Below are 20,184 nucleotides of genomic sequence, written 5' to 3'. Positions count from 1 at the left end.
TAGTACGTCTTGGCGTATACCTGTTGTTTCGGTCATCGAGTCCTCCTTTTTCTTTGTTGAAAAAACAGGATGTTAATGACCGCATTATAACACTTTATGCGGTTTTCACTTTGTTACGTATAAACAGGAATAGTCATAAGTCATTCGATTTCGCTAGTGGTTACAATTGCCTACGCTAGTCTCCAGCATTGCGGTAAAGGTTATCCCTGTAGGACCCACAGTCTAAACCATAAAGTTCTAGGCGGAAGGCTTCTGCTAAAAATATGATCGAGCAGGATAAAATTGAACTTTGAAACATTCATCGTATGCCACATGCAACATGATTCATCCCGCAACGATCATGATTACGTTTTCTGGTAGTGGACACGAGAAAGAAAACGTCGATCTTAACAAGTAACCCCATTCGCCTGTCCTGCGCACTATTGGATAAAAGAAGTAGAGCGCAGCCCCCCCGTTTGTCCTCCCCCCCCCTATGCACTTGGCATATTTGCATCGTTTTTGGTTTTCTTCTTCCGCCCGGCAATACATATTATTTTTTTTGAAATCATTCAAACAATACGGAAATCAAAAACTAACTCCCCAAAAACTCAACCCGAACAAATGCAAGTTAGATAATGTTCGAAGATCTAGGGTGGGAAGGCAATTCCGAATGTATGTGTTGCAATAACACTAAAATAAACCAGGACAGTACATAACTGTTCCTGATCTTTTCAGCGGATAATTGCCCCTACACCTAATTGTTTTACAGAGAAGTACAAGCTGTTTCATTATCAATCAAGATTTCAGATTGTATACCCAAAGGGAGGGGAAAGTGATGATTCGGAAGAATTACCTGAAAATTCTGGCATTGGCGGCGGTCGTGGGTTCGCCGGTCGCTATCGTGGGCTCTGTATCGGCCGGAGAGTATCTGGCCGGTGATTTTCACCAGCACACCCTGTACACCGACGGTTCCTACCCGTTCATGCAGGTAATGGAAGAAAACGCAAGCTACGGGCTTGACTGGTGGGCGAACTCTGAACACGGAGGAGAGCGCAACCGAGACGGCAACGGTAACTATTGGGACGACACAGAGGTATACCCGACAAACCCGATACTCGGTGACTATGAAGCAAGTGGTAGCCACCAGGAAATGTGGCGGTGGCAGAGTCTACGTGACTATGTCTATCCCAATATTGAGACTACTCGTGAAGAGTACAGCGACAAAATCGTCATCAGCGGTCTTGAGCAAAATGTTCCGGGCCACGAGCATTGTTCCACCGCAATATATCAATACGATAGTACCGCTACCGCAATCAGCGAATTCGAGTACCGTTTTGACCGTTCCGACGACGATACCAGCCGCGACGGCGAAGAAGGACTGCTGGATGGTTTCGGCACACTTGCCAAAACCAACGACACTGAAGACGATGCTATCTACGGTGTTGAGTGGATGCAGGCTATGAAAGATCAAGGTTTTGGTGATGCCTGGGTCGTACCTGCCCATGTAGAGCGTGCCTGGAGTTACCATATTGAGGACTTCCGTAACTGGATGGATGCAGGTCCGGATGTCGCTATCGGTTTCGAGGGTGCACCTGGGCACCAGACTTCAGGCGATCGTGGTTTCAGCCGCGGCTCTCTGGGTGGTGGCACCTACGGCGGTACCGGTTTCTACGTTGCAACCATAGGTGGACTGTGGGATGCGCTTGCTGCCGAGGGACGTAAATTCTTCAACTTTGCGAGTTCAGACTTTCATAATCATTGGTCAACCGGCGGTTCCGACTTCTGGCCGGGCGAGTATCAAAAGACCTACACCTACATCAATAATGATGCTAAAGACAAGATCCAGGCAGTTTTCGATGGTAACCGTTCAGGTAACAGCTGGAACGTTCAGGGCGACCTGATCGACGAGCTGCAGTTCACTGCAAAGAGCAAAGGTAGCAGCGCCATGATGGGTGAGACCCTCAAGGTGAAGGCGGGCGACCACGTTCAGATTAAAATCAAGGTACACGATCCTGTCGGAACGAACTTCTGTCCGTTTGACATGCTGAATCCTTCCCTAGACCAGGTAGGTATCGAGCAGCCGCTGAATATGCCGGAACTAGATCATATCGACCTGATCGCCGGTACCATTACCGGAAATGCACCGGTAACAAATCCGGAAGACGTCGTTGCAACCGATTATGGAACCGATACCCAGGTTATCAGAACGTTTGAGCGTAATGGAGGTTCATACAAGGACGGTTACATGACCTATGTTCTTAACTTCAAAGTTGAAAAGTCAATGTTCCTCCGCCTCCGCGGCACCAACCTCCCGGCAAACGTACCGTTTGAGACCGATGAAGACGGCAACCCGCTCGCCGATTCCGAGGCAAGCGACAAAATCTACTCACTTATGGACGCAGTAGAGCTTGAGGATCTGCTTCAGGAAAATGTTACCATTGCAACCAACAGCAAGCTGGATGAAGTTGCTGAAGCGTATGCCGATCTGTGGTTCTACTCCAACCCAATATACATCGAGGTTGAGTAAATATTTCCGACACCGTTGAAGTAACGTGGTTTCATGAATGTGTGGGCGGGAAACTGCCCGCACGTTTTTTTTTAGGACATTTTCATCTATCGACTGGGCGTATGCGACTTATCTACCTCTATTTCGTTTTTTTTCTTTCCGGTCTGGCAGGGTTGGGCTACGAAATCCTCTGGACCAGGATGTTTTCGGTCAGTCTCGGACACGAAATCTCCAGTATGCTCGCTGTGGTGTGTGCTTTCTTCGGCGGAATCTGTCTTGGCGGATGGGTATTTGACAGACCGGTCAGCAGAAGTCGGGTTCCCGGACTCTGGTACATGGCCTTTGAAATTATAATCGGTGGATGGGCCTTATTACTTACCACCCTAGTTCCGGTCATCAACCCACTCGTTGCGTCCCTGATTGGTGCGGAACCGACCTTTTTCCATCACTGGCTCACAGTTTTTCTCTGTGTCTTTATCCTTCTTCTGCCGGCAACAGCCGCCATGGGAGGAACCCTAGCCGCCATGGACAGGTTGTTTACCCGACTCAAGGACGAATTTTCGGTTGCCGGCCTTTATGGCATAAACACAATGGGTGCTATGGCAGGTACCGTTTTGGTCTCGTTCCGCCTTATCCCGTCACTTGGTATTACTGCCGCCTCATACATACTGATTTTCTGCAACATCCTCTGCGCTGCCGGTGTGTGGAGCACCCAGCAAAAACAACTCGTGGATCAACCTATCTCTGCAGGGACGGCAAAAGACGCAATATTCTCAAGCACCAGGATTTTTATAACACTCATCGTAACCGGTTTCCTGGGTGTGACGTTTGAGGTGGTTATGGTGCGGGCCTTAAGCCAGATGCTTGAAAACACGGTTTTTACCTTCACACTCTTGCTTTCGGTTTACCTGGCGGGAACAGCGATCGGATCGATGCTCTACCAGTGCTTTGGCCGCCGTTTTGAATTCACTCAAGGACTGACCGTACTGGTTGTCGCTACGTCTTCCTTTTGTTTGCTCTCAATCATTGTCCTCCCTCATGCTGAGGACATTTTCATTTCACTCCACAGATCGTTGGGTGAGGGGTTCCGACAGGCAATTCTTTCCGAGACTCTGCTGGGGATCATTATCTTTCTTTTGCCAACCATTCTAATGGGGGCAACCTTCAGTCATCTCGCACAACATCTCAAAAAACCTTCAGGAGGTGTCGGCAAGGCTTTAAGCCTGAATACACTCGGAGGAACAGTGGCTCCTCCCTTGGCAGGAATCTACCTGTTGCCGGCCTTTGGCTTGAAACCTGTCTTGCTCGCCCTTGCCGGATGCTACTTACTCCTCATCCCACGGCTTAGAACCCGGTCGGCGGGAGCTGCCCTGGTCCCGGTTATTATGCTCGGGATGCTCTTTTTCGACCAAAATCCGTACCGGTTTATCACAACCGACCGGGACGATGTCCTCGTTTCCTACCAAGAAGGAATTACGGCAACCGTTTCGGTAATTCAGGATTCCGATAAAAACGTTCACCTGAAGGTGAATAACCAATTCCAAATGGGTGGCACATCATCGGTATACTCCGACCTCCGTCAGGCCCAGTTACCCCTGCTGTTGCACGAAAGACCGGAGTCCGCACTCTTTCTGGGGCTGGGGACCGGGGTAACCTTCTCCGGCGCCGCAGATTATCCGGGCCTGCAGGCCGAAGCAGTCGAGTTGATCCCCGAAGTTATCAAGGCGACGAAACATTTTCAAAAAGCCTCCGGTGACCTTGATCAGTCGAAGAACCTGAGAATAGTGAGTGGGGACGCCAGGCACTATGTAACGGCAACCGAGAAAAAATATGACGTCGTTATCGCCGATCTTTTCCATCCGGCTCGGGACGGCGCAGGAGCACTTTATAGCCTAGAGCATTTCCGCTCGATCAGAAATGTCCTTACTGAAGACGGCCTGTTTTGCCAATGGCTGCCACTCTACCAGATGAATCTCGCGACCCTGAAAGTGATTATTCGAACCTTTATGGAAGTATTCCCGGAAGGGCAGGCATACCTTGCTCATTACAGTATTACCAACCCGATTATCGGGCTTGTGGGAAGCACTTCCGCACTAAGATACCCTGAGAAGTGGTTCAGGGAGAAGATGCGGGATCCGGCTATAAGAAAAAAGGTGCTTCCACTTAAGTATGATAGCTTCTACAGTTTGTTCGGAACCTTTCTTGCCGGAAATGCATCGCTAAAAGAATACAGTGGTGGTGCATCGATAAACAGCGACGACCATCCTGTGGTTATCTACCAGGCCCCCAGATTTCTCTACTCCGAACAGGAGCCTCCCTATACACGGCTCATCAGCCTGGTCAATGAGCTGGGGCCGGCCTCTCCTGAAGATATTTTGGCCGATTATATTACCGAGGAAGATTACCTGGCAAAGGAGCGATTACAGGCCTACTGGAAAGCAAGAAATTCCTTCCTTTTGGCGGGAACGAAAATTGAGAAAACGAGGGATGTACAAAAGCTTTATGAATCGGCAAGGGAACCGCTTCTGGCAGTAATACGACAAAGCCTCGATTTTTCTGCTGCATATTATCCACTGCTTTCAATTGCCTACGAAATTTACCCATATAACAGGGACGCTTCATACCAGCTGTTAAATGACTTGATTCGGGTAAACCCCATGAAGCGTGAAGCTGCATTACTCCAACAAAAGATATTTGCTGAATAGCCAAACAGACCCATCTTTTATGTGCAGGATTTGAAGGGTAGCCTGATGAATTAAGAAAACTTTCTGAAACACGGAGAGAACAGTTCTGTAAGATAATTGATTACAACAATAAAAAACTTAGGAATGAGGACATTCCTGCTTACCATAAGATGCTTGAAATCATACAAAATAATATGTGGCTGGCTGAAAAGAGCACGTTAAAACATTTTCCAAAGCTAATTGAATTCGTTGACTTATGGGATCGGTTTTTAAAAGATACTCTGCCGGGTGAAGTTGTGCAGGCACTAGGCCATTCAGAAAAGTCGCTTCATCCATTGTATGAGGACTTGCAGCAGCGGCATGACGAACTTAGAGCAAAACTATCTGAAGGAAAGATATAATAGTATAAGTATTAACCCGTTGCTGGTAAGGACGCGCAAAACGACCGCGCGCCTCACAGCAATACGCTAACATTGCCACATCGAAGGTCTCATTATCCTAACAGTATCTCTACTAGACTTTCTTCCTGTAAGGTCCTGGCCTGTCAGACTGGAGAGTTGCTCCATTTTCAGCATGTGCCTCCACGGTGCCAACACTACAAAATTAAATCGCCGGCTTTTTACGGCGAAAAATGCCGTAAATTGATATCTGCTTAAACCAGAGTGGAAGGGGTGATTCCACTACCCAAAGTTTTTCACCCAGAAGTGGCAGATATAGTTTGGAAAAATAGACGGACCGGGGATTTTTTGCTTACTGAAACTATTTGGAGTCGATAAGCTTGTAACGTATTCGCAAGACGCCATCGTTAAAATCATGGGAGGATAGCAGGAAGGTACCGATTTCTGATGTCCGCTTAACATGTTCGCCAATACAGGGGCAAGCGTCAAAATCGCCTACATGAACAATCCGAATTTCCTTTGCACCATCCGGAAGACGCGTGAGATTGTAGAGTTTTGCGGCCTCGGCCAAAGATATCATTTCTGCACCCACCACCAGATCGGCTAAGATAGCCTCATTTACCGCCGCCTCAATTTGCTGGGCCTCGACATCTGTCAATTCACGACCAAAATGGTAATCACATTTGGACTTTTTCTTGTTCACATGAGCACTGAAGCAGCGCCCGCACTCAAATTTTCTGACCATGACCTGATTGAGAATGTGTTCTGCCGAGTGCATGCGTGGAACGTACAATTTTGACATATTGATAATGTATATTTTTTTAAGGTGGGAAAAGAAAGTCGTGATCACATGGGCAGTGCGAATCACGGCTTCCTGAAAGATCATTACGGCGAGATGTATAGGGGATCAAGCATCCTTCGTAAAAGGAAACACCAATCAACACCGAAAGCAAATAAATTCGTTTATCCCATTTTATAAATCAAACCTTTCCGGCTGCAAAAAAAGAAATGTAAACATTCACCCAATTCCAGCTGAAGCAAAACACTAGCATATGGTTTGAGTCAATTGCTGGAGACCTCTGCTCAGATTACGTTAAAGGCTCTGTGGAGACGTGCGCTTTGCTGCAACAGATACGGCAATAGTGGCAGGGAGCGCCTATTTTGTGTCCTCCGTTAATTTTGTTTGCATCACTTGATATGTAGAGACTTCGACAAGAGTCTCTAACCGGACAACTCGTTTATCACCCTCAACGACATGAGATTGCAACTTGTCTATATCCTTATTTAAACCTCTTGTTTCGTCGGTGAGTTTCATGACGTCAATTAGCAACTCTTTCCATCCCGCCATTAGCGCATACACAATACTATACATAACAGGTTGTTTCTGTTTTTCTGACTTTATTTTGTCTTCATTTTGTTTTAAAAGCCATCTTCGCAAGCTTTATATCATTATTTGCTATGGTGCAGGCAGGATTGAATTTTTTTGTATACCTGCTCCTTGAGGGATTCGTAAGTGTGTTTTTCCGGGTAAATCGGCTGTTGAAAGTTGACGGAAATCTTGCTGAACGGTTTGGGCATAATAGAGCCACTTGGCAGGGCCGCAAAGGCACCGTTAATGGTCACCGGTACCACTGGTACATTGAGTTCTTTGCTTAAAATGGCAAAGGTTTTTTTAAAATCGCCAAGCCCGCCGTCCTTCGTCCTGGTACCTTCCGGAAAGATCATGATGTTTTTACCGCTTTTTAAAAGTGCTGCAGTCTTTTGAATAGAAGCTTTGACATCAGATTGAATATCCATAACAATTACATTGTGCCGGTCGGCAAATTTTCGAACCCAATTATTACGCAGGTGCTTTTCCTTGGCATAAAAGTATGTCTTTTTCATCAGGGTGTTGGAAAGTGATGAAGCAACAAAGAGACCGTCAAAAAAGCTTTGATGGTTAGGCGCTATGATGCAAGGGGTGTCGGGAAGGTGCTCACGCCCCTCTGTGCGTATGGAAAAGTAGAGTGAGAGGAGTGCCTTGGACAGATTTTTCAGCAGTACGGTTGTTGCCCAGGTACGAGGCAGAGGGAGGTCGACTTTTTCTTTGATGATTTGTTCCCAGTTGAACACTTCCACGCTGATTCTTTCCTTGTTTTCCTTCACATAGGCACTGAGTCCTGCAGGCGTCTGGTGCTGCATCAGTTCGGATTCGGCAATCTCCAGACCAAAGGTGTTTTTGATGAACACCAGCAGACTGATTTTATCCAGTGAGTCCAGGGCAAGATCAATTTCCAGATGGTCATCCGGGTGAATGGGATGTGCGGTCAGTGATTCGATGTATTGCTTGAGAATGGTGTATTCTTTGTCTTTGGGCTGCTTGGTAGATTTTTTCTTTTGGCTCTTTTGCTGTGCCATTTGAGGCAGAAGAAAGCGCTTGAGCTTGGAGAGCCGTGTTCTTGGCAACTCGTCATCAACCAGCGTAAACTGCATAATTTTATACGCAGGTGAGACGCTTTGGTTAAATTGGTCAAGCACTTGGTTGCGGAAGTAACCTTCTATGTCGGTAATCCCCTTTTCTCTTATCATCGCCAGGTTGGGGCGAATGATGGCTTGAAGAATATCGTTTTTAAGAAAAATTCCCACCTCTGTAATTGCCTGGCTCATGGTCTCAAGTTTATCTTCGAGAAGGACGGGATTGATGTTTTTGCCGCTGGATAGCACCAGGATTTCTTTTTTTCTGCCGGTGATGAACAGGCGTCCCTGGTCGTCGAGGTGACCTACATCTCCAGTGTGAAGCCAACCGTCTTCGAGTACTTCGGCCGTTGCCTCCGGGTTTTTCCAGTACCCCTGCATGATATTTTTACCCTTGGCAAGAATCTCTCCGTCACGGATAGCAATTTCTGTTCCTGGGAGATTTGTCCCTGCTGAGCCTATCTTCAGCTTGCCGGGACGGGTAAAGGTTATCATCGGAGCCGCTTCTGTCATGCCATACCCCTCCAAGACTTCAAAACCTAGAGTGGTAAACTGCTGACCGATTGCTGGGTCCAACGCCGCTCCACCGCAGACCAGGAACTTGAGATGGCCGCCGAATTTTTTATGCACAGACCCAAAGAGCAGCTTAGACAGCGATTGGCTCTGTACCTTATCAGCAAGCTTGTACATCAGGGCGGCGATTTTGTTACTCTGTATTCGACCCATTATAGCGGTGCTGATCAACTTGTAGAGCCGAGGCACGCCGATCAAGACCGTGATCCTGTTTTTTTGCAGGGTCTGGACAATGTCTTCGGACTGGAGGGTGGGGCAGAGGGCAATGGTAGCGCCAATATACAGCGGCGCTACCATTGTGCCGAGAAGCGGAAAGATGTGATGCAGGGGGAGGAGCATTAAAACCCGTTCTTCCCTGTTGTAAATGGGAATGCCTTTGGTCACCGCATCTATATTGACCAGAATGTTGGTAAACGAGAGCATTACTCCCTTGGGCGCTCCAGTGGTGCCGGAGGTGTATATAAGCAAAGCTGTGTGGTCAGGGTCAGGGACTTCTATGGTCTCCGGTGGGGCTGGGAGGTGTTGGTCCAATTCTTCGAAAATGAGCAACTGAGGAGAGTCATCAAGTTGCGCAAGGACTTGATTTACAGTGTCCTTGCATTTTGCAGAACAAAAAATAACTTCAGGTTGACAGTCGCGGGCAATATATTCCAATTCATCCTGGGTGGATAGATAGTCAACCGGGACAACAGTACAACGTTTCATCCATGCAGCATAAAATGCGGCAATCCACTCCAAGCGGTTCTCTGAAAAGATCAGTACCCTTCCAGGGTTGCCGGTAATGGCATCAGCAAGGCCGGCAATAGCGGTCAGAAGCTGGGCGTAGCTTATCGTTTGGTCAGGGAGAATGACAGCAGCTTTATGATGGTCTGTGAGCAGCATGGCGTAATCGATTGTCAAGGGTTATGAGGCTCTATGAGGGAGAAGAATAGATAGTAATAGACTATTATACTACCCTAACTGGATCTTGTGGGCAATAATGGGATTGCCCTACTGTGTCGGTAATCAACATAAAATAGAGAAACAAAATAGTCCCAAGGGAAGCCGCTGATTCGCGAGTGTGTAGTTCTTGCCAAAGATAGAATTGGTACTTTTCTGTCTTGTTGTCTTATACATGGTATTGTACGTTGAAAAGCACGACCCCGGATAGTTCATGAACATTGCGTCACTTTGTTTCATCGCACACAATTTTTTTATGCTGAATAACATCGCATGGAGTGACAAATTTGGGCAATGCCCATCAATGGTCAATTTATTGGCATTGTTTGTACATGCTTTTCTAATGATTACTATTTATCATAGGAAGATCGCTTACCCGGAGTCTATGCTTGTCTATGCATAAGCAAAAACTTTGCATCTGATACTGCCGAAGCTGGTGAAAAAAGCAGAGCGGAGTACTCTTAGAAAAGAGGTGACTGTGTGGAGAATGGTATGATACGGAACAAATCTTTTCAGAGCGAACTGGACCGTCTTCAGGAAGCTGTACAGAGCTGTGAGGCATTTCCTGCTGACTGGATTGTTGCCGGGGATGGCTATAGTGTCAATCCTTCTCTTGAGTTACTGGAACTGCAGGGAATCGGTCTGGCAGATATTGCCCTGGGCAAAGAACGCGAGCCTGAGCCGGGTGAGGAGATGGTGCTGGTCTGGAAGCACCCACGCTCCCATGCTGTTTACTGTCGGCCTGCTTTAGCCAATGATCTGTTGGTACTCAAGCTTGTCCATGAAACAATCGATTTGACGCAAGCTGCCCGTGAGGGAGACGTCACAGTGGGTGCTCTTGAAGCAGTTCTTTTTCAGGCAGTGGAAGATGGTCTTATCATCAGAGCCCCTTCACTTCTTTGCCGTGATCAGGATACGTACCCCACAACATTTTCGGATGAGGAATATCGCTCAACACCGGTTTTTACCCTTCAGTGGCATGTCACCCAGGCTTGTGATCTGCACTGTAAGCACTGCTACGACAGGAGCGACCGGGTGTCGCTCCCTTTTGACAAGGCGTTGGCTGTGCTTGATGACATGCACCGCTTTTGCCACCAGAACAATATACTCGGCCAAATCACCTTTACCGGCGGCAATCCGCTGATGTACCCACGATTCAAAGACCTCTATCAGGCCGCTGCAGACCGGGGGTTTATGTTGGCAATTTTGGGCAATCCAACGTCTGCATCCATTATGGATGAAATTATTGCTGTCCAGCATCCAGAATTTTATCAGGTAAGCCTGGAAGGGCTGGAAGCGCATAATGATGCTATCCGAGGGGAGGGGCATTATCAACGGATTATGGCTTTCTTGGACATATTGCGGCAACGGCAGATCTATTCCATGGTTATGCTGACCCTGACCCAGGCCAACTACGAGCAGGTTATTCCCCTGGCCGAGCAATTGCGGGACAAGACGGATCTGTTTGTCTTTAACAGGTTGACCTTGTTTGGTGAAGGCGCGGCGCTTAAGCCGATTGAACCTGCAGTGTATGAGGATTTTCTCAAGCGCTACCAGGAGGCAGCAAAAGATAACCCGGTTATGGCCTTTAAGGATAACCTGTTTAATCGCATGAATCATTGTGCACAGAATTCGCTGTTTGGCGGTTGCGCAGGTTTTGGCTGTGGAGCTGCTTTCAATTTTGTTTCGCTGCTTCCTGATGGAGAGGTACACGCCTGTCGAAAATTTCCTTCTCTTATGGGCAATATTTTCAAGACATCGTTGCAGGAAATTTATCAGTCGGAAAAGGCGAAACAATATCGCGGGGGCAGTGCAGCCTGTGCTGATTGCACCATAAAGATTGCCTGCCGAGGGTGCATGGCAGTAGTTGCCGGGCACGGCCTCGATCCCTTTGTTGATCTTGATCCCTATTGCCCGGGCATTGTGTCGTCGGATAAGGACAACTGATTGGTAGTTATTTTTGAAATTTTGTTCATTTTTCAGGCGCCACGATTCGTCATTGTTTTGTCGGTGGATCAAATATTTGTGTTCCCCTGTGCTGAGAGGCTTCAAAAATTCTATATTTTTCTGGCTGGAATATAGTTCTACCTAAATCCTGCAATTGCCAAGTTTGCCGAAAGTGTGAGGCTGCGTACACGCAGACGTACTGTAGTACTTCAAGTGTTCGCAAACAAAGCAGATTCGGCGAAATCGACATGCAAGATTTAGGTTCTAAGTTTTCGTCTCTCTTAGCAACTCAGGGCCGTGAAGAGTCTGCGGCCTGAACCAGCAAGTTTTTTCATCCGTTCCTCGTTCATCCTATTTTTAATAGATTCTGGAAAAGTGATTGTTTTCTAGTCCGAATAAAGCTCCTGTTGTGTTTCCCTTGCGAGGTGGGTATAAACACTCCAAAGAAAAATAGAGAGGTGGGAGTACCACCCAAAAGAGATGTCGCGTTGAACATAAATACGCCGGAAACCATTGAAAGGATACCTGTAAGATGAGCACAAATGAGCCAAACAAGATCATCTATTCGATGATCAAAGTCAGTAAAAAATATAAAGAAAAACAAATATTAAAAAATATATCTCTTTCCTATTTCTACGGAGCTAAGATAGGTGTACTTGGCCTGAACGGTTCCGGGAAAAGTACCCTGTTGCGGATTTTAGCAGGTATTGACCAGGAATTTGACGGCAAAACGGTGATGTCGGATGGCTTTACCATCGATTACCTGCCCCAGGAACCTGTTTTTGATGCGGATAAGACTGTGCGCGAGGTGGTGGAAGAGGGAGCTCAGACAACACTGGATTTGATGGCCGAGTTTAACGCTATCAACGAGCAATTTGCCGAACCCATGGATGATGATGCCATGCAGGCGCTGTTGGATCGGCAGGCCGAGGTGCAGGATAAACTGGATGTTCTTGATGCCTGGAACCTGGACAGTAAACTTGATATGGCCATGGATGCCTTACGGTGTCCGCCCGGTGATATGAAAATGGATGTCTTGTCCGGCGGTGAGCAGCGTCGGGTTGCGCTTTGCCGGATTTTACTCAAGCAGCCGGATATTTTGCTTCTTGATGAACCGACCAACCATCTGGATGCAGAGTCTGTCTCGTGGTTGGAACAGCACCTGCAGAAGTATGCGGGAACCGTTATTGCGGTGACCCATGATCGTTATTTTCTCGATAATGTAGCCGGATGGATTTTGGAGCTTGACCGTGGTCAGGGGATCCCCTGGAAAGGCAATTATTCTTCGTGGTTGGAACAGAAGGAAAAAAGGTTGTCCCAGGAAGAAAAGAAAGAGAGTAAGCGGCAGCAAACTCTGCAGCGCGAGCTTGAGTGGATTCGGATGAGCCCCAAGGGCAAAAGGTCCAAATCCAAGGCGCGTATTACTGCTTACGAGAAGTTACTGAATCAGGAAACCGACAAGCTCGATAGCGATTTGGAACTGTATCTCCCACCCGGTCCTCGTTTAGGGAAAGTCGTTATTGAAGCAGAAGGACTGTCCAAGGCTTTTAACGACCGGGTGCTTATTGATAACTTAAACTTTTCGCTGCCACCCGGTGGTATTGTCGGCATTGTGGGGCCCAATGGTGCGGGAAAATCGACCCTCTTTAAGATGATTACCGGTCAGGAGCAGCCGGATAAAGGGACGATCCGCATAGGAGAGACGGTAAAACTGGCCTATGTGGATCAGAGTCGTGACAGTTTAGATCCGAATCAGAATATCTGGGAAGCCATATCAGAAGGACAAGATACCATCTGGCTCGGTACCCACGAATATAATTCGCGCGCTTATGTGGCTAAGTTTAATTTTACCGGCAGCGAGCAGCAGAACAAGGTCAGTGAAATCTCCGGTGGTCAGCGTAATCGTGTGCATCTAGCCTGTACCCTCAAAGAGGGTGGCAATGTACTGCTTTTGGATGAACCGACCAATGACCTGGATGTCAATACCATGCGGGCGTTGGAAGAAGCGTTGGAAAACTTTGCCGGTTGCGCGGTGGTTATCAGCCATGATCGTTGGTTTCTAGATAGGATTGCCACCCATATTATGGCTTTTGAAGGAAATTCCGAGGTAGTTTGGTTTGAAGGAAACTATTCCGACTATGAGCAGGACTATAAGCGGCGGAAAGGTGCTGATGCCGATCAACCCCATCGTATACGGTATCGGCAGTTGACCCGCTAAGATGTAAAAGATGTTTTTCACGTATGAACCTATAATCCATAATAGAGCTTGAAACAAAAGGAGGGACGTGATGAATAAAATGTTTGCAGTAGGTGCAGCCTTACTTGTGTCCGGTATGTTTACACCTGATGTCAGTACGGCTACTGAGCCAGGTGTGACCATAACCGGAGACGGCAGGGCGCGGGTTATCTACAAGGATAAATATGATTTCGGCAACTCAGACAAGGATGCTGCCAGCTATGCAGATAGTCGCGCTCGTTTTGTTGTGACCGGTACAGCCGCAGGCGGTGCTTATGCAAAAGGCCGATTGCGTTTGGGCGATACCAAAATGGACGGGGCGGCAGATCCGGCTAATGATAATAATATATGGGTTGATTATGCCTATATAGGCGTTCCCATCGGCCCTACTGTGGTTGAGGCCGGTAAGATAAAGTCTAATATCACCAAGTTTCTTCAGTGGGATCAAAGTGTTGCTCGAGTGAGTGTTGATTGGGGAATTGACAAATATCACTTCATCGGCTTGGTCGATACCTTGAGTGAAGGGCAGGTGTCTGATGTTGAGATTGATCAAATAGAAGACAACGACTGGATGATGTACGGTTTGGTTGCCAAGGGAGAATTCAGCGAGAACTGTTTTGCACAGCTGAATGTGGCCTATTTTGATGATCAGCGAGATGAATTTGCTACGGGGAAGTATGTAGAGGATAGAAGCGGAGTGGTAGCCTCTGTGTATATGCGCGGTCTGTTAATGGACTTTAATTTGGAAACCGAGCTTGCCTTTAAGGAGGCCGGCTTTATTAATTCAAGCATGGAGGCGGACGGAGATTCTGCTGCTGATCCAGTTAACACCGATCCTGACGATGGCTGGGGATGGTATGGTCAGGTAGAGTATCCCATGGGTAACTTTACTCCAGCATTGAACATCGGCCTGTCCACAAATGATTTTGCCGTCGATAATGATTTTGGTTGGATTATGACCGGTAACGGTAATAATGAACCTATTGCTGTGTTTGATCAATTGGGCGCTGAAGGGGACTGGTTCTGGATTGCGCCATCTGTTACCTATGACGTCAGCGAACAGCTGCGCCTGGTTGGTAATTTTGTGTGGGTGAATATTGATGGTAATGATAATGTGGCCGTGGACGATAAAAGATTGGCTAAGTTGATGGAAATATCAGGTTCTTTAACCTATGTGATTTCTAAAGGCGCTGATTTTACCTGGAAGGCAGGGTATCTCCTACCTGATTTTGACGGTCGGCTTGATGGGGCTGGGGTGGAAGATGATGGTGCCTTTGGCACCTATGCCAGGCTGGAAATAAAGTTTTAACATCAATATTTATCAGTTGGTGTGAAAGCGGGTCCTTTATGGACCCGCTTTTTTTTAGTAGCAACCGGCTGGACTTGTGGTTACTCGTAGCTACTGTTTAACTACGCTGAACGAATTTTTTCGGATGCATTTGTGTCACTTTGTGGTATGAAGCATGCCGGTGCTGAGCACCGCTCTATGGTAGAGGTGGTGTCTATTTGTTGTTGCTTGAATTTTGTGTTTTTCGAAACGTAACTTCAGCGAAGGTCAAAAACTCTCAATCTACCCTGAACTGGAACTTGTATTGTTTGACTAAATAAGGCCATGGTCACGTCAACGGATAATAATAAAAGAAAGACACTGGTGGAACGGCAATACTACACTTTTGCCCATCCGCCCGACGAGATGGTATTGGACTGTGGCGAAAAATTGGGACCGATTACCCTTGCCTATGAGACCTGGGGAACCCTTAATGCACAAAAAAATAATGCCATTCTTATCCACCATGCTTTTTCCGGGGATTCGCACGTTGCAGGCTATTTGAAAGAGGAAGATGAGCGACCGGGATGGTGGGACAATATGGTCGGGCCTGACAAACCCATTGACACCAATAAATATTTTGTCATCTGTTCCAATATTTTAGGCAGTTGTGTCGGCTCAACAGGGCCCTCCTCTCCTCATCCCGTCACAGGAAAACCCTATGGGCTCAGTTTTCCCATGGTGACTATAAAGGATATGGTGCGGGCACAAAAGGAGCTTATTGATCATCTGGGTATAAAAAAATTGCTCTCGGTTATCGGCGGCTCCGTAGGAGGAATGCAGGTACTGCGATGGTGTGTGGAGTATCCGGAGATGGTTCATTCGGCGATTCCTTTGGCGACAACTCTTCGTCACTCCGCCCAGGCCATTGCCTTTAATGAAGTGGCCAGGCAGGCAATCATGGCAGATCCGGATTGGAATCAGGGTGACTATTATAACGGATCGGGACCAACCCACGGGCTTGCAGTTGCAAGGATGATTGGCCATGTGACCTATCTTTCTGATGATGCCATGCGTGAAAAGTTTGGGCGTAGGCTCTACCGGGATACACTTTCTTTTGGTTTTGATAGCGATTTTCAGGTTGAGAGTTACCTGCATCATCAGGGGAAAAAATTTGTCGATCGTTTTGATGCCAATTCTCTATTGTATATAACCAAGGCAGCAGATTATTTCGACCTTGCCCGGGGTGACGGGAGTATGCTGGTAAACGAGGGGCTTGCCAATGTGACGTTTCTTGTCGTTTCCTTTAGTTCTGATTGGCTCTATCCAACCTATCAGTCAAAAGCGTTGGTCTCGGTGCTCAAGAAAAACGGGAGCGATGTCAGCTTTTGTGAAGTTGAGGCTCAGGGGGGGCACGATGCCTTTTTGCTGCCGAATGAACGGCTCAATGGGTTAATCAATGGTTTTTTAGATAGAGTGTATGATGAACAATGCTGATACGTCGTGTGCGACTATGCGCTTTGATCTCCAGGTTATTGCTTCATGGATTGCTCCAGGTTCACGGGTGCTTGATTTGGGTTGTGCCAATGGTGATCTGCTGGCCTATCTTAAAGAGCATCGCAAGGTGAAAGGAACAGGGATCGATTTTTCCGAGGAAAAAGTTGCCCATTGCATTGAGCGCGGCTTGACGGTATTACAAGGCGATTTTCGGGAGGAGGTGGGAGACTACCCTAAGAACAGATTTGATGTGGTTGTCCTGAGCCAGACCCTGCAACAAATAAGAGATCCCAGGGAATTATTGCTCGATTTGCTTCGCATCGGCAAACGGGTAATAGTCAGTTTTCCTAATTTTGCCCATTGGTCCTGCAGGTTGCAGGTTCTTTTTTTTGGGACGGCACCGGTAACGGATCAGCTACCGTATGATTGGTACAATACACCCAATATCCGAGTTATTTCCATAAGAGATTTCCATCGGTTTTTGCACATGATTGGGGTAAGGGTGGTTAAAGAGGTGGCAATAAACACCCATCACCATGATTGTAAAGGCAATACAGTCCGTTATTTTAAAAATTTTAGGGCTACCTACGGTATAATGATGTTGGAGCGAGTATAATGGTGACTACTATTAAGGGTGATCTTCCCTGCGGGCAGCAGGAGATAGTCACCAGTACCTGCAGTACTGACTGCAGCACTGATGCTGCTGGAGCAGCGGAGATTGTTAATCCGATTCCGGCAGTTGTGGAGGAACTGGCTGAAGAGTTTAAAAGCGGCCGTTTTACCAGCCATATTGAACCGGTTCCCATTCCTTCTAAAGAAGAGGTGATCAAACTGGTCGAACAGGTGCAGCGGATTCTGTTTCCCGGATATTTTACCTCTATGATCCTGCGGCCTGAAAATCTTGAATACTATTTGGGGCAGCAACTCAGCTTGTTGTATGAAAATCTGGCAAGGCAGATCAGTTCGGCAATTCGCCACGATTGTTTCCGTCATAACCAGGAGTGTACCCGCTGTGGTGAACGCAGTTATGAACTCGCAGCAGGGCTGGTGAAGTCGTTGCCGGAAATACGTAAACTGCTCGAATCCGACATCGAAGCAACTCTTGAAGGTGATCCGGCAGCCGCCAACCGGGACCAGGTTATTTTTAGCTACCCGGGACTGTTTGCTACCATGGTCTATCGTTTAGCCCATAAATTGCATCGATTGAAGGTGCCGCTCCTGCCGCGGATAATGAGCGAGCATGCCTTTCACCGGACAGCCATCGATATTAATCCGGCCGCAAGTATCGGTGGTAAATTTTTTATTGATCATGGTGCAGGCGTTGTCATTGGAGCCACTACTAAAATTGGCTGCCAGGTTCGCATATATCAGGGGGTAACGCTAGGTGCGTTGTCACTGCCAAGAGATGCCGGTGAAAAACTGCGCAATGTCAAGCGTCATCCAACCATTGAGGATAATGTGATTATCTATGCCAATGCGACCATACTAGGCGGAGAAACAGTGGTCGGCGCTCGCTCGGTGATTGGAGGTAACGTGTGGGTGACAGAGTCTATAAGCCCTGATACCAAGGTTCTGTTAAAACAGCCGCAGCTTGTATATCTGGGGCAGGGAGAGGAAATATGAGCACTCATTTTTGCAAAAATATAGCTGATGCTGTTGGTGCAACACCGTTGGTGAAGTTGAAAAATACCTCGGAGAGGTTGGGCATTGAGCTGTTTGCCAAGCTGGAGTCCATGAATCCTCTCGGCAGCGTTAAGGATCGGGTAGCGCTGGCCATGATCATTGATGCCGAGGAGTCCGGGCTACTCACCTCCGATTCCGTTATTATTGAGCCGACCAGCGGCAACACTGGTATTGGTTTAGCTTTTTTGAGCGCCAGTCGTGGCTATAGGTTGATTTTGACCATGCCGGAGAGCATGAGCATTGAACGGCGAAAGCTTTTGAAGCACCTTGGCGCTGAGTTGATCCTGACTCCGGCTACACAAGGTATGAAAGGAGCCGTCGGCAAAGCTGAGGAACTACAGCGCAACACCCCAAACGCCTGGATGCCCAACCAGTTTGCAAACCCTGCCAATCCGGCTATGCATAGAAAAACAACCGGTCCGGAAATATGGGAACAGACCGAGGGGCAACTTGATATTTTTGTTGCCGGTGTGGGTACGGGCGGCACCATCACCGGTGTCGGCAGTTACCTGAAGGAAAAGGATCGGCAGATCAAGGTAGTTGCAGTGGAGCCTGCAGCCTCGCCTGTTCTTTCCGGTGGTAAGCCGGGTCCCCATAAGATTCAGGGTATAGGAGCCGGTTTTGTCCCGGATATCCTGGATCGTACGGTTATCGATGAAATTATCCAGGTCGAAAATGAAGAAGCCGTGCTCCAAGCGCAAGAGATTGCCCGCTGTGAAGGAATATTGGCGGGGATTTCTTGTGGTGCCGCAATGGCAGGTGTTTGTAAGATTGCGGCAAAACCGGAGTCTGCCGGAAAACGTGTTGTCGTTGTGCTGCCTGATACTGGGGAACGTTACTTAAGCACCGATCTGATGAAAGAAGCAGGAGAGTAGTATTGTGGGAAAAATAATTTCGTTGAATGTGAGCAAGGAAAAAGGTGTCAACAAAGAGCCGGTTGAAAGCATTACATTGAAGGTCGATCACGGGATTGAGGGAGATGCCCATGCCGGTAACTGGCATAGACAGGTAAGTCTTCTGGCTGAAGAATCCATAGACGTTATGCGCAACAAAGGACTGGAACTTGATCCTGGGGCTTTTGCCGAAAACATAACCACCAGTGGCATTGAACTGGCTACTCTCCCCGTCGGGAGCCTGCTGGAAAGCAATGGTGTCGTACTGGAAATCACCCAGATAGGGAAAAAGTGTCACCATGGATGTGCAATTTTTCAGCAGGTTGGTGACTGTATCATGCCACGGGAAGGTATTTTTGCCAAAGTGATTACACCCGGAGTGCTTCGACGTGGGGATGAACTCCAGGTAAAGGGTAAAGAGGAAGGGGCGAAATAGGCATGGTCAAAAAAACAAGCTGTGATCGTTGTGGAGCCTGCTGCCTGCAAGGGGGGGCTGCGCTGCATACTCAGGATCTGCATTTGATCCAGGAAAAGAAATTGAAGTATGAAGACCTGGTGACCGTTCGCCAGGGTGAGCTGGCCTTTCAGCCCATGGCTTCCGAAGCAGGACCGGTAGCTCATGAATTTTTAAAGCTGCAAGGGAAACCAGGGAGCTGGAGCTGCAAGTTTTACGATGAGGATTTCTTGCGGTGCAGTATTTACCAAGATCGTCCGCTTGCGTGCAGAGTATTGGAGTGTACAGCTCCTGAAGCACTTTTGACCATTACCGGAAAAAATCTGATTACCCGGTTTGATTGTATTGACGATGCCGACCCATTGTTGCCTCTGATCAGGGAACACGACACGAGTTGCCCATGTCCTGATTTAAGTGCTGTCAGTAGTCAGCTCGACGAGAATGGTGCAGATAAGGCGCTGCTGCAATCGTTGGAGGCCACGGTCAACTTAGACCTGCGGTATCGAACCCTTGCCAACAGAAAATTTCAATTGCCTGTGGCCAGTGAACTTTTTTATTTTGGCAGACCACTGTTTCAGTTACTTGCCCCTTTAGGAATTGCAGCTACCCAACAGGAAGAGGAGCTGGTTCTCTCTTTCAAACATAGAGGCAGCCGGTAGCGTAAGCGGCCCCTT

General features: G+C 47.7%; 14 protein-coding genes. 12 read left to right on the top strand and 2 right to left on the bottom strand.

Going from position 1 to position 20,184, the window contains the following annotated elements; translation table 11 throughout:
- Positions 1 to 880: 880 nt before the first annotated feature.
- The 3 genes from JWH17_RS08420 to JWH17_RS08410 all read left to right on the top strand — a co-directional run bounded on the left by JWH17_RS08420 (position 881) and on the right by JWH17_RS08410 (position 5,570).
- Entirely contained in the window at positions 881 to 2,506 is a 1,626-nt protein-coding gene (locus JWH17_RS08420; protein ID WP_205222150.1) for a CehA/McbA family metallohydrolase domain-containing protein, read from the top strand.
- 101 nt (positions 2,507 to 2,607) lie between these two features.
- Complete coding sequence (locus JWH17_RS08415; protein ID WP_205222149.1) at positions 2,608 to 5,190, top strand: fused MFS/spermidine synthase; 2,583 nt, start codon at positions 2,608 to 2,610, stop codon at positions 5,188 to 5,190.
- A 149-nt stretch (positions 5,191 to 5,339) separates the two neighbouring features.
- Positions 5,340 to 5,570 carry a hypothetical protein gene (locus JWH17_RS08410; RefSeq protein ID WP_205222148.1) on the top strand — a complete coding sequence of 77 codons (231 nt, stop codon included), beginning with the start codon at positions 5,340 to 5,342 and terminating at the stop codon, positions 5,568 to 5,570.
- Between the two features lie 358 nt (positions 5,571 to 5,928).
- On the opposite strand, the gene JWH17_RS08405 is transcribed toward JWH17_RS08410, so the two are convergent.
- Both JWH17_RS08405 and JWH17_RS08400 read right to left on the bottom strand, forming a co-directional pair.
- Positions 5,929 to 6,369: an alanyl-tRNA editing protein gene (locus JWH17_RS08405; RefSeq protein WP_205222157.1), complete on the bottom strand. Its 441-nt coding sequence runs from the start codon at positions 6,367 to 6,369 to the stop codon at positions 5,929 to 5,931.
- 647 nt (positions 6,370 to 7,016) lie between these two features.
- Entirely contained in the window at positions 7,017 to 9,494 is a 2,478-nt protein-coding gene (locus JWH17_RS08400) for an AMP-binding protein (protein WP_232370985.1), read from the bottom strand.
- 531 nt (positions 9,495 to 10,025) lie between these two features.
- Here JWH17_RS08400 and sbtM point away from each other — a divergent pair.
- The 9 genes from sbtM (at position 10,026) to JWH17_RS08355 (ending at position 20,169) form a co-directional block, all read left to right on the top strand.
- A complete protein-coding gene (sbtM, locus tag JWH17_RS08395; protein ID WP_205222147.1) occupies positions 10,026 to 11,480 on the top strand; it encodes a thio(seleno)oxazole modification radical SAM maturase SbtM in 1,455 nt (484 codons plus the stop codon).
- 532 nt (positions 11,481 to 12,012) lie between these two features.
- On the top strand, positions 12,013 to 13,698 hold the full coding sequence (gene ettA, locus JWH17_RS08390) for an energy-dependent translational throttle protein EttA (protein WP_205222146.1): 1,686 nt from the start codon (positions 12,013 to 12,015) through the stop codon (positions 13,696 to 13,698).
- 70 nt (positions 13,699 to 13,768) lie between these two features.
- Complete coding sequence (locus tag JWH17_RS08385) at positions 13,769 to 15,025, top strand: porin (protein WP_205222145.1); 1,257 nt, start codon at positions 13,769 to 13,771, stop codon at positions 15,023 to 15,025.
- A 303-nt stretch (positions 15,026 to 15,328) separates the two neighbouring features.
- Positions 15,329 to 16,480: a homoserine O-acetyltransferase MetX gene (gene metX, locus JWH17_RS08380; RefSeq protein ID WP_205222144.1), complete on the top strand. Its 1,152-nt coding sequence runs from the start codon at positions 15,329 to 15,331 to the stop codon at positions 16,478 to 16,480.
- The gene (gene metW, locus JWH17_RS08375; protein ID WP_394713442.1) at positions 16,467 to 17,096 is read left to right on the top strand and encodes a methionine biosynthesis protein MetW; all 630 of its coding nucleotides are present in this window, start codon (positions 16,467 to 16,469) and stop codon (positions 17,094 to 17,096) included. Before metX ends, metW begins: the two co-directional genes overlap by 14 nt.
- A complete protein-coding gene (locus tag JWH17_RS08370) occupies positions 17,096 to 18,103 on the top strand; it encodes a serine O-acetyltransferase (RefSeq protein ID WP_205222143.1) in 1,008 nt (335 codons plus the stop codon). The genes metW and JWH17_RS08370 overlap by 1 nt, the downstream gene beginning before the upstream one ends.
- Positions 18,100 to 19,038, top strand: a complete 939-nt coding sequence (gene cysK, locus JWH17_RS08365; RefSeq protein ID WP_205222142.1) for a cysteine synthase A — start codon at positions 18,100 to 18,102, stop codon at positions 19,036 to 19,038. The genes JWH17_RS08370 and cysK overlap by 4 nt, the downstream gene beginning before the upstream one ends.
- Positions 19,039 to 19,042: 4 nt before the next feature.
- Positions 19,043 to 19,492 (top strand): MOSC domain-containing protein, encoded by a 450-nt coding sequence (locus tag JWH17_RS08360; protein ID WP_205222141.1) that lies wholly within the window; start codon positions 19,043 to 19,045, stop codon positions 19,490 to 19,492.
- Between the two features lie 2 nt (positions 19,493 to 19,494).
- On the top strand, positions 19,495 to 20,169 hold the full coding sequence (locus JWH17_RS08355) for a YkgJ family cysteine cluster protein (protein WP_205222140.1): 675 nt from the start codon (positions 19,495 to 19,497) through the stop codon (positions 20,167 to 20,169).
- Positions 20,170 to 20,184 lie beyond the last annotated feature (15 nt).

Origin of the sequence: Desulfogranum marinum, assembly GCF_016918565.1 — a bacterium.
Taxonomy (GTDB): Bacteria; Desulfobacterota; Desulfobulbia; order Desulfobulbales; family Desulfobulbaceae; genus Desulfogranum; species Desulfogranum marinum.
This window is presented reverse-complemented; position numbering and strand designations above follow the sequence as displayed.

Excerpts from the sequence above, each read along its gene's own strand:
- JWH17_RS08405 (WP_205222157.1), bottom strand. The coding sequence starts at position 6,369 with ATGTCAAAATTGTACGTTCCACGCATGCACTCGGCAGAACACATTCTC.
- JWH17_RS08415 (WP_205222149.1), top strand. The coding sequence starts at position 2,608 with ATGCGACTTATCTACCTCTATTTCGTTTTTTTTCTTTCCGGTCTGGCA.
- JWH17_RS08355 (WP_205222140.1), top strand. The coding sequence starts at position 19,495 with ATGGTCAAAAAAACAAGCTGTGATCGTTGTGGAGCCTGCTGCCTGCAA.
- metX (WP_205222144.1), top strand. The coding sequence starts at position 15,329 with ATGGTCACGTCAACGGATAATAATAAAAGAAAGACACTGGTGGAACGG.
- JWH17_RS08385 (WP_205222145.1), top strand. The coding sequence starts at position 13,769 with ATGAATAAAATGTTTGCAGTAGGTGCAGCCTTACTTGTGTCCGGTATG.
- ettA (WP_205222146.1), top strand. The coding sequence starts at position 12,013 with ATGAGCACAAATGAGCCAAACAAGATCATCTATTCGATGATCAAAGTC.
- JWH17_RS08370 (WP_205222143.1), top strand. The coding sequence starts at position 17,096 with ATGGTGACTACTATTAAGGGTGATCTTCCCTGCGGGCAGCAGGAGATA.
- metW (WP_394713442.1), top strand. The coding sequence starts at position 16,467 with ATGAACAATGCTGATACGTCGTGTGCGACTATGCGCTTTGATCTCCAG.
- JWH17_RS08410 (WP_205222148.1), top strand. The coding sequence starts at position 5,340 with ATGCTTGAAATCATACAAAATAATATGTGGCTGGCTGAAAAGAGCACG.
- sbtM (WP_205222147.1), top strand. The coding sequence starts at position 10,026 with ATGATACGGAACAAATCTTTTCAGAGCGAACTGGACCGTCTTCAGGAA.
- cysK (WP_205222142.1), top strand. The coding sequence starts at position 18,100 with ATGAGCACTCATTTTTGCAAAAATATAGCTGATGCTGTTGGTGCAACA.